Raw genomic sequence first — 17,107 nt, forward strand, 5'->3', positions numbered from 1 at the left:
GGCAGCAGCGCGCTTCAGCTCAGAGCGCTTCGATGATGTGTTCCTGAGCGCGCGTCATCAGCCACTCTTCGCGCAACAGGCGTTTGATTTCCGACGCGACATCGGCGTCGAGCGCTGCCGGATATTTCGCCGTGACGGCGAAAATCTCGAAGCACGAACGGTCCGGCGAAGCGAACGGCCCGAGCAGATCGCCGACTGCCGCGTTGAAGATCTTCGCTTCGATATCCGGCTTCAGCGAGCCGCGCAGTACCTTGCCGATCACGCCGCCCGACGCTTTCGTATCCGCAATCGAATGCTCGCGGGCCATTTCCGCGAATGCGTCGGGATCGTCGTTCAGATACGAGATCATTTCCTTGGCCTTGCCTTCGTCGTCGAGAAGAATGTGACTGATCTCGATCGCGTCGAACTTCGGAGAATTCATCGAAAAGTACTCTTCTATTGCGCCGTCGCTGCAGACCTTGTCGAGCATCTTTTCCTGATACAGGCTGTCGGTGATGAACCCCTCGAACTCGTCGAGACTGACCTTGAGCGTGTCGAGATACTGGTTCATGTCGGCCGCGCGATGCAGCCCCCGCACGCGCCGGAACTGATCGGCGCGCTCCTGGATTTCGTCGGCGTTCACCGTCACGCCATGCTTCTTCGCGGCGTGCACGGTCAGCTTGTCGCGCACCATCTGCTCGATCAGGCTTTCGAACTGACCCGTGAGCTTCAGCAGGCGTGTGAATTCGCCGACATCCACGACTTCATCATCGATTCGTACGATCGCGGTCATCTCGTCCGCTCCTTCTAATGGTGGCCCGAACGAACAGGCGGGCTGGCGGTTGTATGTTGACTACGGCTTGCGTTGCAGCACGTTCAGATCGTGGCCGGCCTATCCGGCGAGTTGCCTGAACGGGTCCAGCCCCAGGTCGATCAGCCGCCGCTCGCGCACGACGATTTCGGCGCTCGCCGTCATGCCGTAACGCAGCGGATAGCGGTTCTCCGCGACCTGGTAGTAATTCTTGTCGAGCGACACGCGGCCTTCGTAGACCGGCTGCTTGTCCTGCGCCGAAGGTTTCGTGGCCGGCGAGATATACGCGAGCGTGCCGCTGATGAGCCCATAGCGCTGATACGGAAACGCGTTGAATTTCAGCTTGACAGGCATGCCTTCGTGCAGGAACGCGCGGTCGCGCTCGGCGATCTCGATCTTCAGCACCGGGCGCGCATCCTTCGGCGCGATGCCGCCAAGTGGCGTATTCGCCTGGATCTTGTCGCCCGTTTGCGTCGACGTGACATCGGTGATGACGCCCGATGTCGGCGCGAGAATCAGCAGGAAATTGTCCTTGTCGATGTTCTCGAAGCGAATGCGCGCGGCCGCGTCGGCGACGAGGCGCGCGGTCTGCAATTGCAGGCGCAGTTTCTCTTCGGTGCTCGTGATGTCGCGAATCGCGGCGTCGTATTGAAGCTGCAAGCTCGTCGCCTGCTGGCCGCTCGTTTCGAGTTGCGCATTGGCCTGTGCGTACTCGTGGCTCAGCTTGAAGTCGAGTTCCGTGAGCCTCGATTGCGCGACGCGATAGGCGTTGTCCGCTTCCAGATACGCATTGCGCTTGGCCTCCACCTGTAGTTCGGCCACGCCGCCGCCGCCAGGCTGCGCAAAGAGGCGCGCGTACTTGTCCGCCTCCTGACGCGTGGCGTCACGCGTGCGGCGCGCATTATCGAGCGTGCTGCGCGCTTCTTCGAGTTCCGCCTTCTGGCCTTCAGCAAGCTTGGTCGTGCCTTCGGAAATGCGGTTCTCGTGCAGACGCTCTTCCACTTCGAGTTGATCCTTGAGCGCGGCCGCCCTTCGCTCCATCAACTCCTTCTTTTGCGGAAACTCTTTCCACTCGCGCTCGGCGTCTTCGAGTTTCAGTTGCGCCTGCAATGCATTGGTCGCCGCTTCGATCGCGCCGCGCGCATTGATTCGCGCGAGCACATCGCCCTTCGATACGGGCTGCCCTTCAGCGATGTAGAGGTCCGTCAATTCGCCGTCGATCGGCGCATAAATGCGCCTCACGTCCGATTCCGGCGCGAGCGTGCCTTGCGCCGTCACGATCACATCCGCGCGACCGATGAACGACCACAACAGGCCCGCGACGACCAGCGCGACCAGCGTCAGGACGAGCGCCGTCGCAATGCGCACGGGCTCCGCAGTGAGAATTGCGATGCCTTCGGCGCTGTGATCTTCGAGCGCTTCGTAAAGCGGCTTCGGATGATTGTCACGCTTCACTCGTCAGTGCCTCCAATCAACGTGAGCTTGGCCTTCAGCAAGCCAGGCTCGAGCACCATGCGCAACTCCTGCAACGAGCGGCGCTGCAATTGCGTTTCCGCTTCGATGTCTTCGAGCAACTGATCGGAGCCGGCGGGATGCGGCGCTTTCAATTGCGTATAAATGCGCATGCCCTGTTGTGCGGACGCATTCGCTTCCGAAAGCAGACGCGCCTGATTGCGAAAGCCTTCCGAAACGCCCGCTTCGAGACGTTGCGTGCCGCCGATCGAACCGTTCGCGCGATATTGCCGCCACAGCGACTGCGCGCGATTGATCGAGTCCTGCGCGCGGGCGAGCGCCCGGTCGCGCAGCGCATCGACATCGGTTTGGATTGCGCGCACGTAGTACGCGTCTTCGACGGGATCGAGGCTGGCGTAAAACGACAGCAGCTTGTCGTCGCGATTGCCTGCGCCGCGGCTTTTCTGCAAGTCCGCGAACTGGTCGAGCACCGCCTTCTTGTGCGCGAGTTCCGCAGCGAGCACTTCGGACCACGGGCCGGCGGGCATTGCCTGCAAGCCGGCCAGCGCCTGCTGGCTGTCGCCGCTCTGCCATGCGGCGCTCACGGCATCATGCTTCGCAATCACTTCCGCCGACGGCAAGCGACTCGCGCTCAATTGCCTGTATTGCGACTGAAACGGCAGCGTGCTGAAGCTCGCCTTCTTCATCAATGCGAGCAGCTGCGGCAGATGACGCGCCGACATCTCGTCGAAGAGGTTGGTGTACTGCCGCAAATCTGCGCGTACTGCATCGAGTCCGGCGAGACGCGGATAACGCTGCGCGTAGTCGTCGAGCACGGCCGTCAATGCATTCGGCTTGTCGCGTCCCAGTTCCGTCGCGATGGTCGAATTGAGCCGATCGATTGCGGCGAGGTACACCGAATCGTCGCTTTGCAGCTTGCGCAGATGGCTCATTGCGAGTGCATACGGCTCGGTAAATTCAGGCACATACGATGCGATGCGATCGAGAATGCGCTGATGCCCTTTCGCATCGTCTTCCCAGCGCTTCAGCAGATTGTCGATGCGGCCTTCGTCGCTGTAGATGTGAATCGGCGCGTCGGGGCCTCCACGGCCAACGACGAAACGCTCCAGGTCGCCGACCCAGCGTAGCTGGTCGATCAGCGACACGGCATCCGGGTTGCCCGTGCTCGACGCGCGCATGCCTTCCACCAGGGCCGCCGCGCGGTCAAACGCCTTGACGCGCAATGCGGCGAGCCAACCGGGCACGCGCGCTTTCATCAACGCTTCGCTCGCGAGCGACCTGATCGAATCGCTGGCGGGATGATGTTGCAGATAAGTCGTGGCGGAATCCACCGCTTCTTCGTATTGGCCCGCCGCGAGCAGATTCTTCACTTCACGCTCGGACGCCCCGCGCATGTAGAGCGCGACGGCAATGCCGCCGATGACGATCAGCCCGGCAAGGCCGCCCCAACCGATACGCCGCATCGTCGTGCGGTCGCCGCCAGCGAAGGTGCGCGTCAATTCGCTGAGCAGGAGTTGCCAGCGGCGGCGCGGACGGCGCGGCTGCGTTTCCGTCGACTCGTCCGGCGTCAACGGCGGTGAGTTCTCGTTGACTTCGTCTTCACGCTGCAACGCGCGATCGACACAGAAGATGTCGAGAAACGAATGCGCCGCGCCGACGAACGTCGTCTTGTCGGGATCTTCCGCAGGCATCGCGGCGGCGGCAACGGACGCGGGCGTGTCTGAAGCAACGGGCGAAGCGGCGGCGGCGAGCGGCGGCGTCATCTGTGTGACGGTGGGCTCGATTTCGAACGACTTTTCGAGTGCCACCTGATAGACGAAATGATCTCCGCCGAATCCGACCACATCGCCGTTTTGCAGCGCGACGGCCGATTCGCCCAGGCGCTTGTGATTGACGAATGTGCCGTTCGTGCTGCCGAGATCTTCGATCCACGGTTCGCCGCTCTTCAGAAAAATATGGGCGTGGCGCCGCGAAATGTAATTGACCTGATGCGGATATCGGTCCTTATAGCGCGCGAACAGCTCATCCGTCTTGCTGACGAGAAACGGAAATACTGGGATGTCGATCGCATCGAGTCCCAGATCGGTGCGTTCCGGCTTGAGCGCCACCGTCAGATGCTGAACGCCGCGCGCGGACGCGGAACTGAACGGGCGAGGTTCGATGGCGACGCGATAGCTCAGCTCGCCGCCAAAGCACAGTTCGTCGCCCGCCCGCACTCGCGCCGGCGTCTGACGCACGGCATTGCCGTTCACCGTCGTGCCGTTCTTGCTGTCGAGATCCGCCACATAAACCGCGCCGTGCTCGCTAAAAATGCGTGCGTGACGCCGCGAAAGTTTCGTGATCAGCTCTCGCGGATATTCGGCAAAAGGCGGCTCGCTGCGGCCGATCGCGAACAGATCGTCGACGATGCGGATAGGGCCCAGAGACGGATGCGAGACGGGAAGCAGCAGGACGTCGAACTCCTTGTCCAGAGCAGCCCGCATCTCAGCAATCGGAGCTTCGCCGGGATTCATCTCTTTGCATCACCAAGCAAGCGTGGACACCTGACGCACGAGCGGCAGGACAGAGCTTTCGACGGGCGCGGCGACCAGAGCGTATTCGACGCAGCCACCGTTTTGACAGCTAATCCGGCAGCTAATCAGGAATTTTAAGTCACGCATGGTGTTAGTCAATTGTTGGTCCGGCTATTGCGGCTGCCGCAAATCATCCGACTCGACGCAGTACTTTTAAGAACCGTGCCAGTGCTTTCAATTGGCGAGCAGTACCCGTTCATTACGGGATTGACTGCCGCGCTCACTGCTTGACTTGCGCTTCGACATTGACGGCCGGCCAGCCGCCGCCGAGAGCCTTGTAAAGCAGTACCGTGTCCGACAGTATTTGCTGATGATTCGTCAGTACATCGAGTTGCGCCTGAAGCAGCGTGCGCTCCGTTTCGAATACTTCCAGCTGCGAGACGACCCCCTCGCGCAATTGCGACTCGATCTGCTGCGCGACCACGCTGAGACGCTGCACTTCCTGTTGCAATTCCACCCGCTGCTGCTTGTGCGCATCCAGACTGACCAGCGCGTTTTCGACTTCTTCGAATGCCGCCATCACCGTTTGCCGATACTGCTGTTCGGCGACGGCCATTTGCGCTTCCGTCGTCTTCACGTGAGCGCGCACGCCCGGATCGAGCAGCGGAATGTTGATGCTCGGCATCAGGCCGAACGTGAACGACTTCAGCAGCTCGGACAGCGCAAAGCTCGCCGTGCCGCCGTGCGCCGTCAGGCTGACGGTCGGCAATTGCGCGAGCTTCGCTTCCCCGACGAAGTCGTATCCTTCGAGCACGCGCAGTTCCGCCGCGACGATGTCCGGCCTGCGCGACAGCAATTGCGAAGGCAGTCCGCCCGGCACAGGCGGCAGTTGCACGCGCTGCTGCAAATGGCCGACAGGCACCGTGAATTCGCCGGCTGGCACGCCGATCAGCGTGCACAGCGCGTTGTTCGCCAGGCTGCGCGAACGGCGCAGATCGATCAGATCCTTCGTTAGACGATTCACCTCCGCCTGCTGGCGAAGAACCTGCGTCTTCGGAATGAGGCCGTTGCGGTTCATGCCGTCGAAGATCGAGAGAATCTGCTTGTTCTCGTCGACCATTTTTTGCTGCGCTTCCATCTGGTCGTCGAACTGGAGAATCTGGAAATACGTGGTCGCCACGTTCGACACCAGTTCCAGATAGCCCGCGCGCCAGTCCGCTTCCGTCGCGTGGAATTCGGCCTTTTGCGCCTGCACGCCCTTTTCGACTTTGCCCCAGATGTCGATGTCCCAGTTCACCTGGGCAGCGACGTTGTACTGCTTGGTAAACGGCTGCCCCGTGACCTTTTGAAAATTGGCGCCCGCGCCGAGATCGGCTGTCGGCAGCGCACCCGCCTTCGCTTCGCCGATCTGCGCACCGGCGACGTCAATGCGCGCGGCCAGTACCTTGATGTCGAAGTTGCCTTGAATCGCCTTGTCGATCAGCGTGTTCAGATACGGGTCCTGGAAGCCCTTCCACCAGTCGGGCACGATGGTGTCGGCGGGCGAAACGAGCGAACCCGTCTTGTCCGACCACGATGCCTTGGCCGGTGTATCGGGACGCTTATAGTCGGGCTGGTGAACGTCGACGCAACCGGCAAGCAGTGCCGTGCAGATGGCGGTGGATGCAATTGCACGAACGACGATGGCGATACGGCTTTTCGGCGCTACGTCGCGGTTATCCGCATGAACGCTGGCGGACGAACCCCGTTGCGTGCAGCAGGCGACGAACGAATCAGGCAACGCAGACACGATATTCTCCGATCTTTCCCGGCTCTACTGCACGTGCAAAGCGCGCCATTCAAGTAAAGCACGTCCAGCGCGGCATCACTATGGATGTCGGCGGATTTCGTTCGGCGTGGAGTTCGTGCGGCGACGCGGCGGTCTTGTGAAAAGGACGATTACGTTTTCGATCTTTTTGACGGCGGTGACGACGTCTTTGATACGAGCGCCTGGCCATCCGAGGCGCCCGGCCCGGACAGCCTCGGATGCGCGCGTGAAGGTCAGTTCATGACGATGCTGTTTCCGGCCGTCATCATCGGAATGATCGTTGAGTTGTTGCCGCCCACGTTCGTGATGTTCATGTGTTGCTGAATGAACTGCGGACCGTTGATCGTCTTGCTGTTGTCGAGCATGAACGACAGGCTCGGGAACAACGGATTGGCAAGGTAGCCGCCGCGGACGGATTTGAGTGCCTTGCTGTCGAGTTCTTCGGCAACGGACAGGTCCTTGATCATCAGTGCGCTCATGACTGTTCTCCCATGAGAGAAGCGAAGGATTCGCGAGATATTCGGGTTGGTGCTTCAAGCATCTTGTCTGCTCGAGCCTCACTCACGCATGGGTTGTGCCAATTGCAGTGCGCGTACCTCGAAAATCCTTCACAGCCTTGCCCGCATTGAGTTGTCCGCCAAAAAGCATCCGCGCATACCAATCGCGCATGCATTCGTACTCCGCGCATGTGACGCAGCGGGGCAGACATTCATAAAGAAACTGTTGGGCCGAGAAGAACACGCGCAAAGCACTCAATTTATCCAGCGACTATTGAGCACACACGTTCGTTCACTTCGCAATCACGGTGATCTTCTTCGAGTAGACGGGCGGATTGTGCGGAACGTGGTTCTCGTCGCCCATCAGCAATTGAAGCGTGTGCTTGCCGGGCGGCAATTCGATCATCGTCTCCGTTTCCCCCGCCCCGAAATGCAGATGCTGGCGATCGGAAGGAATCCCCTGATCCATCGGCGGCAGGTCGGTGTCGATCAGCAGATGGTGGTGGCCCGTATTCGCGTACTTGACGCCCTTGGGCGCGACGCCCATGTAGCGCAAGCCAAACCACACGCGAAAAGGCTTGTTGGCGGGCACGACCTGCCCGTTGTTCGGATAGCCGATATACGCGTATGCATCTTTTGGCGCAGGCGTCGGCCCGGCGAAGGCGATATTCAACGAAGCGAGTGCGGCAAGCGCCGCGGCGGCAACGATCCTGATCATGGCTGCTGTTCTCCGTCTTGCGCGCATTGCACCGGCCCGCCGGCGCAATGGCGGCGCGTGCTCACTTCACGATGATGGTGATCTTCTTCGAATAGACGGGCGGATTATGCGGAACGTGGTTGTAGTCGCCGAGCAGCAATTGCAGCGTGTGCTTGCCGGGCGGCAACTCGATGCGCGCATCCGTTTCCCCTGCGCCGAAATGCAGGTGCTGGCGATCGGAGGGAATCTCCTGATCCATCGGCGGCAGGTCCGTATCGATCAGCAGATGGTGATGTCCCGTATTCGGCACATTCACGCCCTTAGGGCACACGCCCATATTGCGCAAGCCCATTCGCACCCAGAGCTTGCCGCCCGTAATGACGGTGCCGTCCGACGGCCAGATGATGTACGCCTCGGCTCCGGGCGGCGAAGGCGTCGGTCCTGCGAATGCCTGTGCCGAAGCGAGAAAGAGCGCGCCAAAAATCGCCAGCCTTATTCTTCTTTGCATTGCGCATTCTCCCAGGGAGGGTCAGTGCTGCTTGCTTCCGCTTTAGCTTAGGACGTAACTTGTCAAAAAGATACGCCACGCTCGTTAACGTTCTGACGTTTCGAATCGCGTGCTATCGTTGAAGAGGGTGGTCCATGCAAATGCAATGCGTCGCGCGGGCGCCGGCAAGCGCGCATGCGATGTCGCGAACGGCTGCATGCTTCGCCGTCGATTGCAATGCAGCGAGCGGCTGTCGTTCTCATTGCGCGCCTGGCCCCTCCCGGCTGGTCCCGCCGGTTCGTCCATAGTGAGGTTCCTTCCAGAACTTCCAGAACAAACAGGATCTGAAAATGTGGCGAAAACTTCTGCTGGTTTGCATCATCGGGGCACTCCAGATGCAAGCAGCCGCCGCGCAAACGCTACCGCGCGAAGCAAAGGCTGCCGCTCTGCGCATCGCAATGGACGATGCCGTTACAAGTTCAGTCGAAGGCGCCGGGCGCAAGGTCGCGCTCGTGATCGGCAATGCGGACTACCCTGTCGATGCGCTGCCGAACGCCGCGCGCGATGCGCAAAGCGTCGCCGACACGTTGCGCGCCGAAGGCTTCGATGTCGTGCTGCGCACGAACGCGACGGCGCAACAGATGCGCGACGCGCTCGCCGATTTTCGCCGTCGCGTGCAGCCGGGCGGCACCGCCCTGTTCTATTTCGCCGGACATGGATTGCAGGCGGGGCACTCGACGCTGCTCGCTTCCGCCAGCGCCGATCCGCGCGCGCCCTCGACCTTGATAACGGCGAGCATCGATCTGTCGGGCGTGCTCGATACGCTCTCCGAGCCGCGCGCGCATGCGCTCAATCTGGTGGTGCTCGATGCGTGTCTCACGCAGCCGTTCGCGAGGTCCGTAGCGGCGATTCCGTTGCCCGCGCAAACGCTCATTGCCTTCGCGACTGCGCAGGGCGAACAAGCCGCCGACGGCACGCGTCACGGCATCTTCACGGACGCATGGTTGCGTGAAATGGCCCGCGCGCCCGATCAGCCACTCGACTCTATGTTCGCTCAAGTCACGCGACGCGTGATGCGAGCAACGCACGGCATGCAGAAACCGTGGGCCGTCTCGTCGTTGACGAAGCCCGAGCGTGTCTTTGCATCGCATACGCTAACGCTGGCTGCGGACGATTCGCCGAATGAATTTGTCACTCTGAATAGCCGGGGCATTTTGCCGAAGGACAGCAACGAGCAATATGAACTGACGTTCTGGGATTCGATCAAGGACAGCAATTACGCGAGCGATTATGAAGCGTATCTGAAGGCCTATCCGAACGGCCGCTTTGCGGCGCTCGCGAAGGCGCGCATTGAACGGCTCAAGGCGGCGGGCTCGGCGACGCCACCTGCCTCGCACGCGGCGCCCGCTCCTTCGCCATCTCCATCGCCTGCGCCCGCGCCAGCACCTGCACCGAAGGCCGCTGCAACGCCCTCACCGGCTTCCACACCCGCTCCTGCACCGAAAGCCGCAGTGACGCCCGCGCCCGCTGCGCCGACGCCTGCGCCCGCGCACGCCGCGACGGGTGGCGAAATCAAGGACTGCGCGGCATGCCCTGTAATGGTGTTGCTGCCCGCGGGCTCGTTCACGATGGGCAGCAATTACGGCGACCCGTCTGAGAAGCCGCCGCATCACGTGACGATTCCCGCGCCGTTCGCGATCGCCAGATACGAGGTGACGGTCGAACAATGGAACGCGTGCGCGGACGTCAACGGATGCCCGAAGCTTTCGTCGGAAAACAGCTCTGCGAAGAATGCGCCCGCGCGCGATCTCAGTTGGGACGATACGCAAGCCTACGTGAAATGGCTGAGCAAGGTGACGGGCAAAACCTATCGGCTGCCGACAGAAGCCGAATGGGAATACGCGGACCGCGCGGGCACCTCGACGAAGTACTGGTGGGGCGATCAGATGCGTAAAGGCGTGGCGAACTGCAAGGACTGCGGCGATCCCTATCACAAGGACGCGCCGGAACCCGTCGGCTCATATGCGGCGAATCCAAATGGACTGTACGACATGAATGGCAGCGTCTGGGAATGGGTCGCCGACTGCTGGCATAACTCATACCAGAACGCGCCGACCGACGGACGCACATGGGATGCGCCCGGCTGCAACATGCGCGTGATTCGCGGCGGCTCATGGCGCGAAGGCAACGACTACATGCTTAGCTCGACGCGCTTCAAGTACAGCCCGAGCGTGCGCCAGTCGCAAAACGGCTTTCGTGTCGTCAAAGAACTCAAGTGATTTAGAGGCCGCGCGTAATACGCAGAAAGCACGCGCGCCTTTTAATTTGGCCGTGGCCTGCTGTTGATCTGCGCAATATCGGCGACGATGCGGTCCTGCCCATATCTCGCCACCAGTTGCTTGAGCCGTGCATCGAGTGCGCGCAGATAGTCCGCGCGCGACTCGCTCTCGGGACGTGGCGCATCGAATAGCGGTACGGGCGTGACCAGCAACACGACCAGTTCCTGTCCGAACGGCTTCGAAACGACCCACTCGCCGCCGCTGCCGATCGTCGCCGCGTAGTGCGGCGGCGCCTGATTACCTTTTGCGCGCGGCCCCGGCACCATGTGTACTACCGTGCCGTCGAGCACGTAATAGTCGAGGTTCACATACGAGTCGTAACCCGGCGTCGTCACATCGACGACGAGGGGATCGCCTTCCGTCAGCACGCCATTCGGCATGCGCGCTTTCAGCGAAATGATGTGCCCTACCAGCCAGTTATGCGACCAGTAAGGACCGAGTTCCTTCAGGATGTCGCACTTGTCGTTGCTCACGTGATGCACGTCGACTTTCGTCGATGCCACGCCGGGCAAGGTCGCAAGGCGCTCGTTGACTTGCGCCTCGCCTCGCTGCGGCACGAATCCGCGCACCTCTACCGCGCGATCCTGTACGGAAGCGGCCAGCGCCGAGCACGGCAGTGACGCGAGCACCGATGTGACGGCGGCGAGCGTCGGCGGCGCGGGCGTGCCGGGTGCTTGCGGCGGCGGAGGCGCCGAGGCCACGGAAGCGGACGGCTGCGCGGGTGTAACGGGTGTGGCAGACGTTGACGACGTTGGCGACACAGCCGCGCTTTGCGCAGTCGGCGCGCCTGCCTCGGGTACGACCGACGCCTGCTGCGCCTCGTTCTCGTGCTCCAGGTTCTGCGAAGCGCGATAGAAGTACAGCGCGCCCGCCGCCGCGCAAGCGAGCGCGAGACCCGCGACGCCCGACTTCGCCAGCATCCCAGTGCGGTCCGGGCTGCGCGTCGTGGACTTCGACGCGGACGGGCGCTCCTGCGCGCCGAACTCCTCGACGAAGCGCGACACGGTCGGCGTGCGCGCCTTGCGATCGAACGCCAGCGCCGAGCGCAGCGCGCGCCATTGACGGTTGCCCAGATTCTCCGGCCGCTGCGGCTGGCGATTCGCGGCGCGCGCCTGAGTCGCCGACATGCGCTCGAACGGGTGGCGTCCCGTCAAAAGCTCATACGTAATGCAACCGAGCGCGTAGATGTCGTCGCGCGGATCGGGCTCGTGATGCTCGAGCATTTCCGGGCTCGCATACGCGGGCGTCAACGCGCCGAGGCTGGCCGGATCGAAAACCGTCGCGTCGCTCTCTTCTTCGGGGCGCTGAAAGACGCGCGCAATGCCGAAGTCGATCACCTTGACTTCGCCCGTATCCGTGAGAAAAACATTCGCGGGCTTGAAATCGCAATGTACGAAGCCGCGCTCATGCGCATACGCAAGCGCGTTCGACATCCCGCGCACGATCGGCAGCGCGGACTGAACGGGCATGCCGTTGAAATCCGGCGTGCGCAAGATCTGGCTCAATGGCTTGCCCGACAGGTACTCCATCGTCAGGTAGACGATGGGGCCTTCGCGATCGAAATCGTAGACAGTGACGATATTGCGGTGCGCGAGTACCTGTGCCTTGCGTGCCTCGCGCTGCAACGCGATCAGCGACTTCGGATTGCCGCGGAACTGCGTATTGAGCACCTTGATCGCGAGATAGGGCTTGCGGTCCGACGCTTCGAGCTTGCGCAGATCGAGCGCCTTGTACACGGTGCCCATGCCGCCCACGCCCAGACACTCTTCGAGGACGAAGCGGTTGTTCAGCGTATCGCCCGTGCCCTTCACCTGATCGATGCCGGACAGGACGCTCGACGTGTCGGCGTGCTTCGTGGGCGGCGGCGTGATCAGGCGCTCCGGGACCGTCTGCACGCGCGTTTCCTCGCCGCCCGCCGCGGCAAGATTCGACACCGGCATCTGCTCGATCCGGCGGCGCACTTCTGCGTAGAGATCAGGAGGCAGAGGCTTCCTGGTGTGCGCTTCGCCAAGTATTTCGAGCAGACGAGACGAACCGAGACCTTCCGTCGTCAGCGTGCTGTCGAGTTGAGCGACAAACGCATCTTGCGTGAGCGCGCCGCTCTGAAAATCCCGAATCACGTGCGCAAGGCTAGCCATGTGTTCAAAGCGCTGCAGCTCCCGTTGGCCGAAGAAATTCCCTGTCTTAACCAATTACAAGTGCTCGTTCGATAGTAGTTCGCACGTATGCCTTTCGCAAACCAGGATTGGCCCGTGACACGCGCACGGCACGGTCGTACGACTGGCATGGCTTATGCATCGACTGGTGCGCCGGGTAGACACCGTGCGCACGGCGCGAGCGGTGCGGCCGCCGTTCATGTCCGACAAGAGCAAGACGGTTGATGCCCGGCAGCTTGTAAACGATGCGACGAATACGAGCGTTGTGCTTCCCGCTTTGCTGCTCGACTTCGCTTCGTTCGCATTGCCCGGTGGCCCACACCATACCGAGGCTGAATTACCTATACTGGTTGTTCGAGCCCTACGCGTTGCCGCCACTGATCGAAGCGCACCTTTGGTCGCAATGGCATCACGCGATATTTTTTCTGGAACTGCCATGTCCAAGCTCGTCATCAAGGATCTCTCCGAAAGCGTCGAACTCGATCGCGCGGCCATGACGGCCATTGTCGGCGGCGCAAGAACGGGGGGACGCTTCTTTGGCGTCACCGCGCAAGCAGTGCCTGCCGCGACGCGCGTAGTCGACTATCCCGCAGGATTCCCGACGGCCGCGCGTCAACCGGTCGACGAGCGCATACCGCCGCAAAGCCTTTTGCACAAGTAGCTGTAACGCACTCGTCCCTTGCTCACGTGTACCTTCCTTCCGTATGCCGCCACGCGGCGGCATACGGATAGCGTTCGTTCGCGTGTCAACGCACGGCATTGATCGACGCGTCGGGTTCATTCCAACAACCGTTCGCGCGCGCCGGTGCGGTTGACGCCAACACATTTGCGCCGACGCGTCGCGGTCAACCGGTCATAGACGTGTGAGGGCCCTCCGATATTCCCTTGCGTACAGGCGTTTTTCAACGCGCAATGTGCGTTACCCCTCACAATGCTGCTAAATCGGCATACTCGTTGCGGAACAGGAAGCGAGCGCTGAATCGTGCTCGTCTATCCGCATCAGGAGAATTGCCATGAAAGCCACTGTCGTAGTCAAAGACCTGTCCCCATCCACCACACTCGACCGCAAGGAAACCGCGCTGACGCCTGACAAGATGAAGAGCATTGTCGGCGGGCGAAGCGTTGCCGTGACCGTCGACGGCACCCGTAGCGGCGCTGTCGACGATTGGGCAATCGACACCGCTATCTTCGAAGGGCGTATCAAAGGGTCGATGATTTGAGGACGCTATTTGGTGTTTGCTTCTGCGGAGTTGGCAGAGCGAGGCCCCTTTGTCCGCTAATGGTACAAAGGGGCAACTTTGAAGGGCTTGACGAACTTTTGCGATCCGCCCATGCATCCGTGCTAGATATATGCGCTCATTGACTCGCGTGGTGAGGCATGGGAACGGAACTAACCGTGACGAAGGCTACGCGCGGATAATGGCCGCCTTGAACAGGGACGAGCGGCTTTCGGATCGCAAGGCACGATTTATCGCGTTCATGTACTCGTGCCTTGGCGCAGAACTCGCCATCGAGTTCGATTCGCTGAAGATCGAGACGGACGGAATTGCACGATGAAATCACGTTTCCAGCTCATCGCCATGCTGGCGATCGTCAGCGCACTACTTTCCGCGTGTGGCATTTTCGGTTGCGCGGGCGTCGGCGGTAACAGCGGATATGCCGCTGGTTGCACGGCGGGGACACGATTTTAGTGTCGGCTCTCGACGATGTTTGTCACGTCGAAAGAGAAGAGCAGACGGATCACCGGATGAGGAGTCCGGCATCGCTCCAGCCAGAGCTAGATCCGTCATGCGATGCATTATCGGCTTGCGGTGCGGATGCGTCATCATGCAAGTGAGCAAGAGACTCTTGCCAGATGCGTCAAAATGCGAGCAGCCAGTTCGCCCTCGAGACAGGCCACGCTTGCACATCCGTTAATATATCGGACGCACCCGCGCCTTTAAATCACCGTTCGCAATCTGCTTTGCCGACCTTTACGCTGCCCTCGACGCTTCAAGCGGAACTCGAAATCCGCAAAAGCCGCTTCATTGCCTACGCGATTCCCGTGGCCGACCGTGACGCCGCGATGGAAGAATTACAGCGCCTGCGCGCGGAGCACCCCACTGCCACGCACGTATGCTGGGCGCTCCTCGCGGGCGGCCAGTCCGGCATGTCCGACGACGGCGAACCTTCCGGCACGGCGGGCCGCCCGATACTCGAAGTGTTGCGTCACCACGATCTCGACGGCGTGCTGGCCGCCGTCGTGCGCTATTACGGCGGCGTGAAGCTGGGCGCGGGCGGCCTCGTGCGCGCCTACACCGACGCCATCGCGACCGCGCTACAGGACGCGCCGCGCGTCGAGCGGATTGCGCTCGCATCGCTGAGCGTCGAAATCGGCTACCCCGACGAAGCACGCGTGCGCCGCTGGATCGAACAGGAAAATCACACGCTCGAATCGAGCGCCTACGGAATGAGCGTGCAATTGACGATACGCATGCCCATCACCGCCATCGACACCGCGCGCGAAGCACTGCGCGACATGACGCAAGGCCGCGCGAGTTTTCCCGAAGACGTCTGAGCCGATTCGCGAGAACAAAAACAAAGCCGCCGCGCGCCGGAAAACAATTCCGTACACGCGGCCGCTAGCTGCTTCAATTGCCCCCTAGTGCGCGGCAACCATTGCCTTTGCCGATTCGGGCGCTTGCGCGCCGCCCGCTTGCGCGTCTTCGAGAATCATCTCCGCGCCCTTTTCCGCGACCATCATCGTCGGCGCATTGATATTGCCCGACGTGATGTTCGGGAAGATCGACGCATCGACGATGCGCAAGCCCGACATGCCATGCACGCGCAAACGCTCGTCGACCACCGACGTCCCATCGTCCGGCCCCATCGTGCACGACCCGCACAGGTGATAGATCGAGCCGGACTGCTCGCGGAAGTACTGCAAGAAGCCCGCGCGATCGGTCACCTGCAGCCCCGGCGAAATCTCTTCGACGGTGACGTCCTTGAGCGCCTGCGTCGACATGATCTTGCGCACGAGCTCGCAACCCTGAATGGCCTCGTCGATATCCTTTTGCGTCGTCAGCGCGTTGATGCGGATCTTCGCGGGATCTTCAGCGCGATTGGACGCGATCTGGATCGAGCCGCGGCTCGTCGGACGGCATGGATTGAAGCACAGCAGAAAGCCCGAATACGGTTCGGGCTCGAGGCTCGCCTTGTTGCTCTTCGGAATGCGGTAAGAGAGCGGATTGAAATAGAGCTGAAGGTTCGGCAATGCCTCGCTCTCGCTGCCTCTGAAAAATCCGCCTGATTGATTCACGCTCATCGCGAGCGGGCCCTTGCGCGTCAACATGTACTGCAAGCCGAGCCTGATCTTGCCGAGAAGCGGCCGCATTTCGTCATTCAGCGTCTTCACGTTTGCGCGGTAATAGAAGCTCACGCAAAGATGATCCTGAAGGTTCTGCCCGACGGCGGGCAGATCATGCACGAGCGCAATGCGATGCTGTTCGAGCAATGCCCGGTCGCCGATACCCGACAGTTGCAGCAGCTTCGGCGTATCGACGGCTCCTGCCGACAGAATCACTTCGCGCTTCGCGGTGAAATGACGTGCGTTGCCGTTCTGCTTCACTGCGACGCCCATCGCCCGCCTTTTCGCATCGAACAGTACCTGCGTGACGAGCACTTCGCGCTCCACGGTCAGTTTCCGGCGATTCAACACCGGGTGCAGATACTCGAAACTGCTCGACGAGCGCTGGCCATTGCGCGTATTGACGTCGTAAATGCCCGCGCCTTCGAATTGCGCGCCGTTGAAATCGTCGGTGCGCGGGTAGCCCGCCTGCTCGCAGCCCTTGAGGAACACGTGACAGATGGGATGCACGGCATCCTTCATCGGTGAAATGCTGATCGGCCCATCTGCGCCGTGATATTCGGTGTCGCCGAGCGGATGCGATTCGAGCTTGCGGAAATACGGCAGCACGTCGCGATACGACCAGCCCTTGTTGCCGGCTTGCGCCCAGTCGTCGTAATCGCGTGCCTGGCCGCGCACGTAGATCATCGCGTTGATCGAGCCGGAGCCGCCCTGCACTTTGCCGCGCGGACAATACAGCGAGCGGTTGTCGAGTTCCTTCTCGGGCTCGCTGTAGTACATCCAGTTATACGTTTCGTTGTAGTACGTCTTCGTGAAGCCGACTGGAATCTTGAACCAGAACGAATCGTCAGCGCGCCCCGCTTCCAGCAATAGCACCGAGTACTCGCCCGACGCCGACAGTCGGTTGGCGAGAATGCAGCCCGCTGATCCCGCGCCGACGATGATGTAGTCGTAATTCATGCTTTATCCGCCCGCAGGCGTCCATACGTGGATACGTTGAAG

The 17,107-nt window shown here is 61.4% G+C and carries 13 protein-coding genes; 4 read left to right on the forward strand and 9 right to left on the reverse strand.

All coding sequences use genetic code 11. The features are described from left to right. Positions 1-19: 19 nt before the first annotated feature. From BN2476_RS36245 to BN2476_RS36275, 7 genes are all read right to left on the reverse strand, one after another. On the reverse strand, positions 20-772 hold the full coding sequence (locus BN2476_RS36245) for a peptidylprolyl isomerase (RefSeq protein ID WP_087739005.1): 753 nt from the start codon (positions 770-772) through the stop codon (positions 20-22). A gap of 99 nt (positions 773-871) precedes the next feature. Next, positions 872-2,245, reverse strand: coding sequence for a beta-barrel domain-containing protein (locus tag BN2476_RS36250; RefSeq protein WP_087739006.1), 1,374 nt, complete (start codon positions 2,243-2,245; stop codon positions 872-874). Further along, complete coding sequence (locus BN2476_RS36255) at positions 2,242-4,776, reverse strand: FHA domain-containing protein (RefSeq protein WP_087739007.1); 2,535 nt, start codon at positions 4,774-4,776, stop codon at positions 2,242-2,244. Before BN2476_RS36255 ends, BN2476_RS36250 begins: the two co-directional genes overlap by 4 nt. A gap of 280 nt (positions 4,777-5,056) precedes the next feature. Continuing rightward, the gene (locus tag BN2476_RS36260) at positions 5,057-6,565 is read right to left on the reverse strand and encodes an efflux transporter outer membrane subunit (protein WP_173819706.1); all 1,509 of its coding nucleotides are present in this window, start codon (positions 6,563-6,565) and stop codon (positions 5,057-5,059) included. A gap of 251 nt (positions 6,566-6,816) precedes the next feature. Then, entirely contained in the window at positions 6,817-7,062 is a 246-nt protein-coding gene (locus BN2476_RS36265) for a hypothetical protein (RefSeq protein WP_087739008.1), read from the reverse strand. Between the two features lie 310 nt (positions 7,063-7,372). Then, positions 7,373-7,798: a DUF4399 domain-containing protein gene (locus BN2476_RS36270; protein ID WP_087739009.1), complete on the reverse strand. Its 426-nt coding sequence runs from the start codon at positions 7,796-7,798 to the stop codon at positions 7,373-7,375. Between the two features lie 61 nt (positions 7,799-7,859). Continuing rightward, complete coding sequence (locus BN2476_RS36275; protein WP_087739010.1) at positions 7,860-8,285, reverse strand: DUF4399 domain-containing protein; 426 nt, start codon at positions 8,283-8,285, stop codon at positions 7,860-7,862. Between the two features lie 329 nt (positions 8,286-8,614). On the opposite strand from BN2476_RS36275, the gene BN2476_RS36280 reads away from it, so the two are divergent. Continuing rightward, positions 8,615-10,543, forward strand: a complete 1,929-nt coding sequence (locus BN2476_RS36280) for an SUMF1/EgtB/PvdO family nonheme iron enzyme (RefSeq protein ID WP_087739011.1) — start codon at positions 8,615-8,617, stop codon at positions 10,541-10,543. Positions 10,544-10,584: 41 nt separating this feature from the next. On the opposite strand, the gene BN2476_RS36285 is transcribed toward BN2476_RS36280, so the two are convergent. Next, on the reverse strand, positions 10,585-12,741 hold the full coding sequence (locus tag BN2476_RS36285) for a serine/threonine protein kinase (protein ID WP_087739012.1): 2,157 nt from the start codon (positions 12,739-12,741) through the stop codon (positions 10,585-10,587). Between the two features lie 454 nt (positions 12,742-13,195). On the opposite strand from BN2476_RS36285, the gene BN2476_RS36290 reads away from it, so the two are divergent. The 3 genes from BN2476_RS36290 to BN2476_RS36305 all read left to right on the forward strand — a co-directional run bounded on the left by BN2476_RS36290 (position 13,196) and on the right by BN2476_RS36305 (position 15,316). Beyond that, entirely contained in the window at positions 13,196-13,420 is a 225-nt protein-coding gene (locus BN2476_RS36290) for a hypothetical protein (protein WP_087739013.1), read from the forward strand. Between the two features lie 352 nt (positions 13,421-13,772). After that, a complete protein-coding gene (locus BN2476_RS36295) occupies positions 13,773-13,979 on the forward strand; it encodes a hypothetical protein (RefSeq protein ID WP_087739014.1) in 207 nt (68 codons plus the stop codon). A 743-nt stretch (positions 13,980-14,722) separates the two neighbouring features. Further along, positions 14,723-15,316 carry an IMPACT family protein gene (locus BN2476_RS36305; protein ID WP_173819707.1) on the forward strand — a complete coding sequence of 198 codons (594 nt, stop codon included), beginning with the start codon at positions 14,723-14,725 and terminating at the stop codon, positions 15,314-15,316. 84 nt (positions 15,317-15,400) lie between these two features. Here the strand turns inward: BN2476_RS36305 and BN2476_RS36310 are convergent, their stop codons facing one another. Beyond that, positions 15,401-17,065: a GMC family oxidoreductase gene (locus BN2476_RS36310; RefSeq protein ID WP_087739016.1), complete on the reverse strand. Its 1,665-nt coding sequence runs from the start codon at positions 17,063-17,065 to the stop codon at positions 15,401-15,403. Positions 17,066-17,107: the final 42 nt, after the last annotated feature.

This window comes from Paraburkholderia piptadeniae, from assembly GCF_900007165.1.
Classification (GTDB): domain Bacteria; phylum Pseudomonadota; class Gammaproteobacteria; order Burkholderiales; family Burkholderiaceae; genus Paraburkholderia; species Paraburkholderia piptadeniae.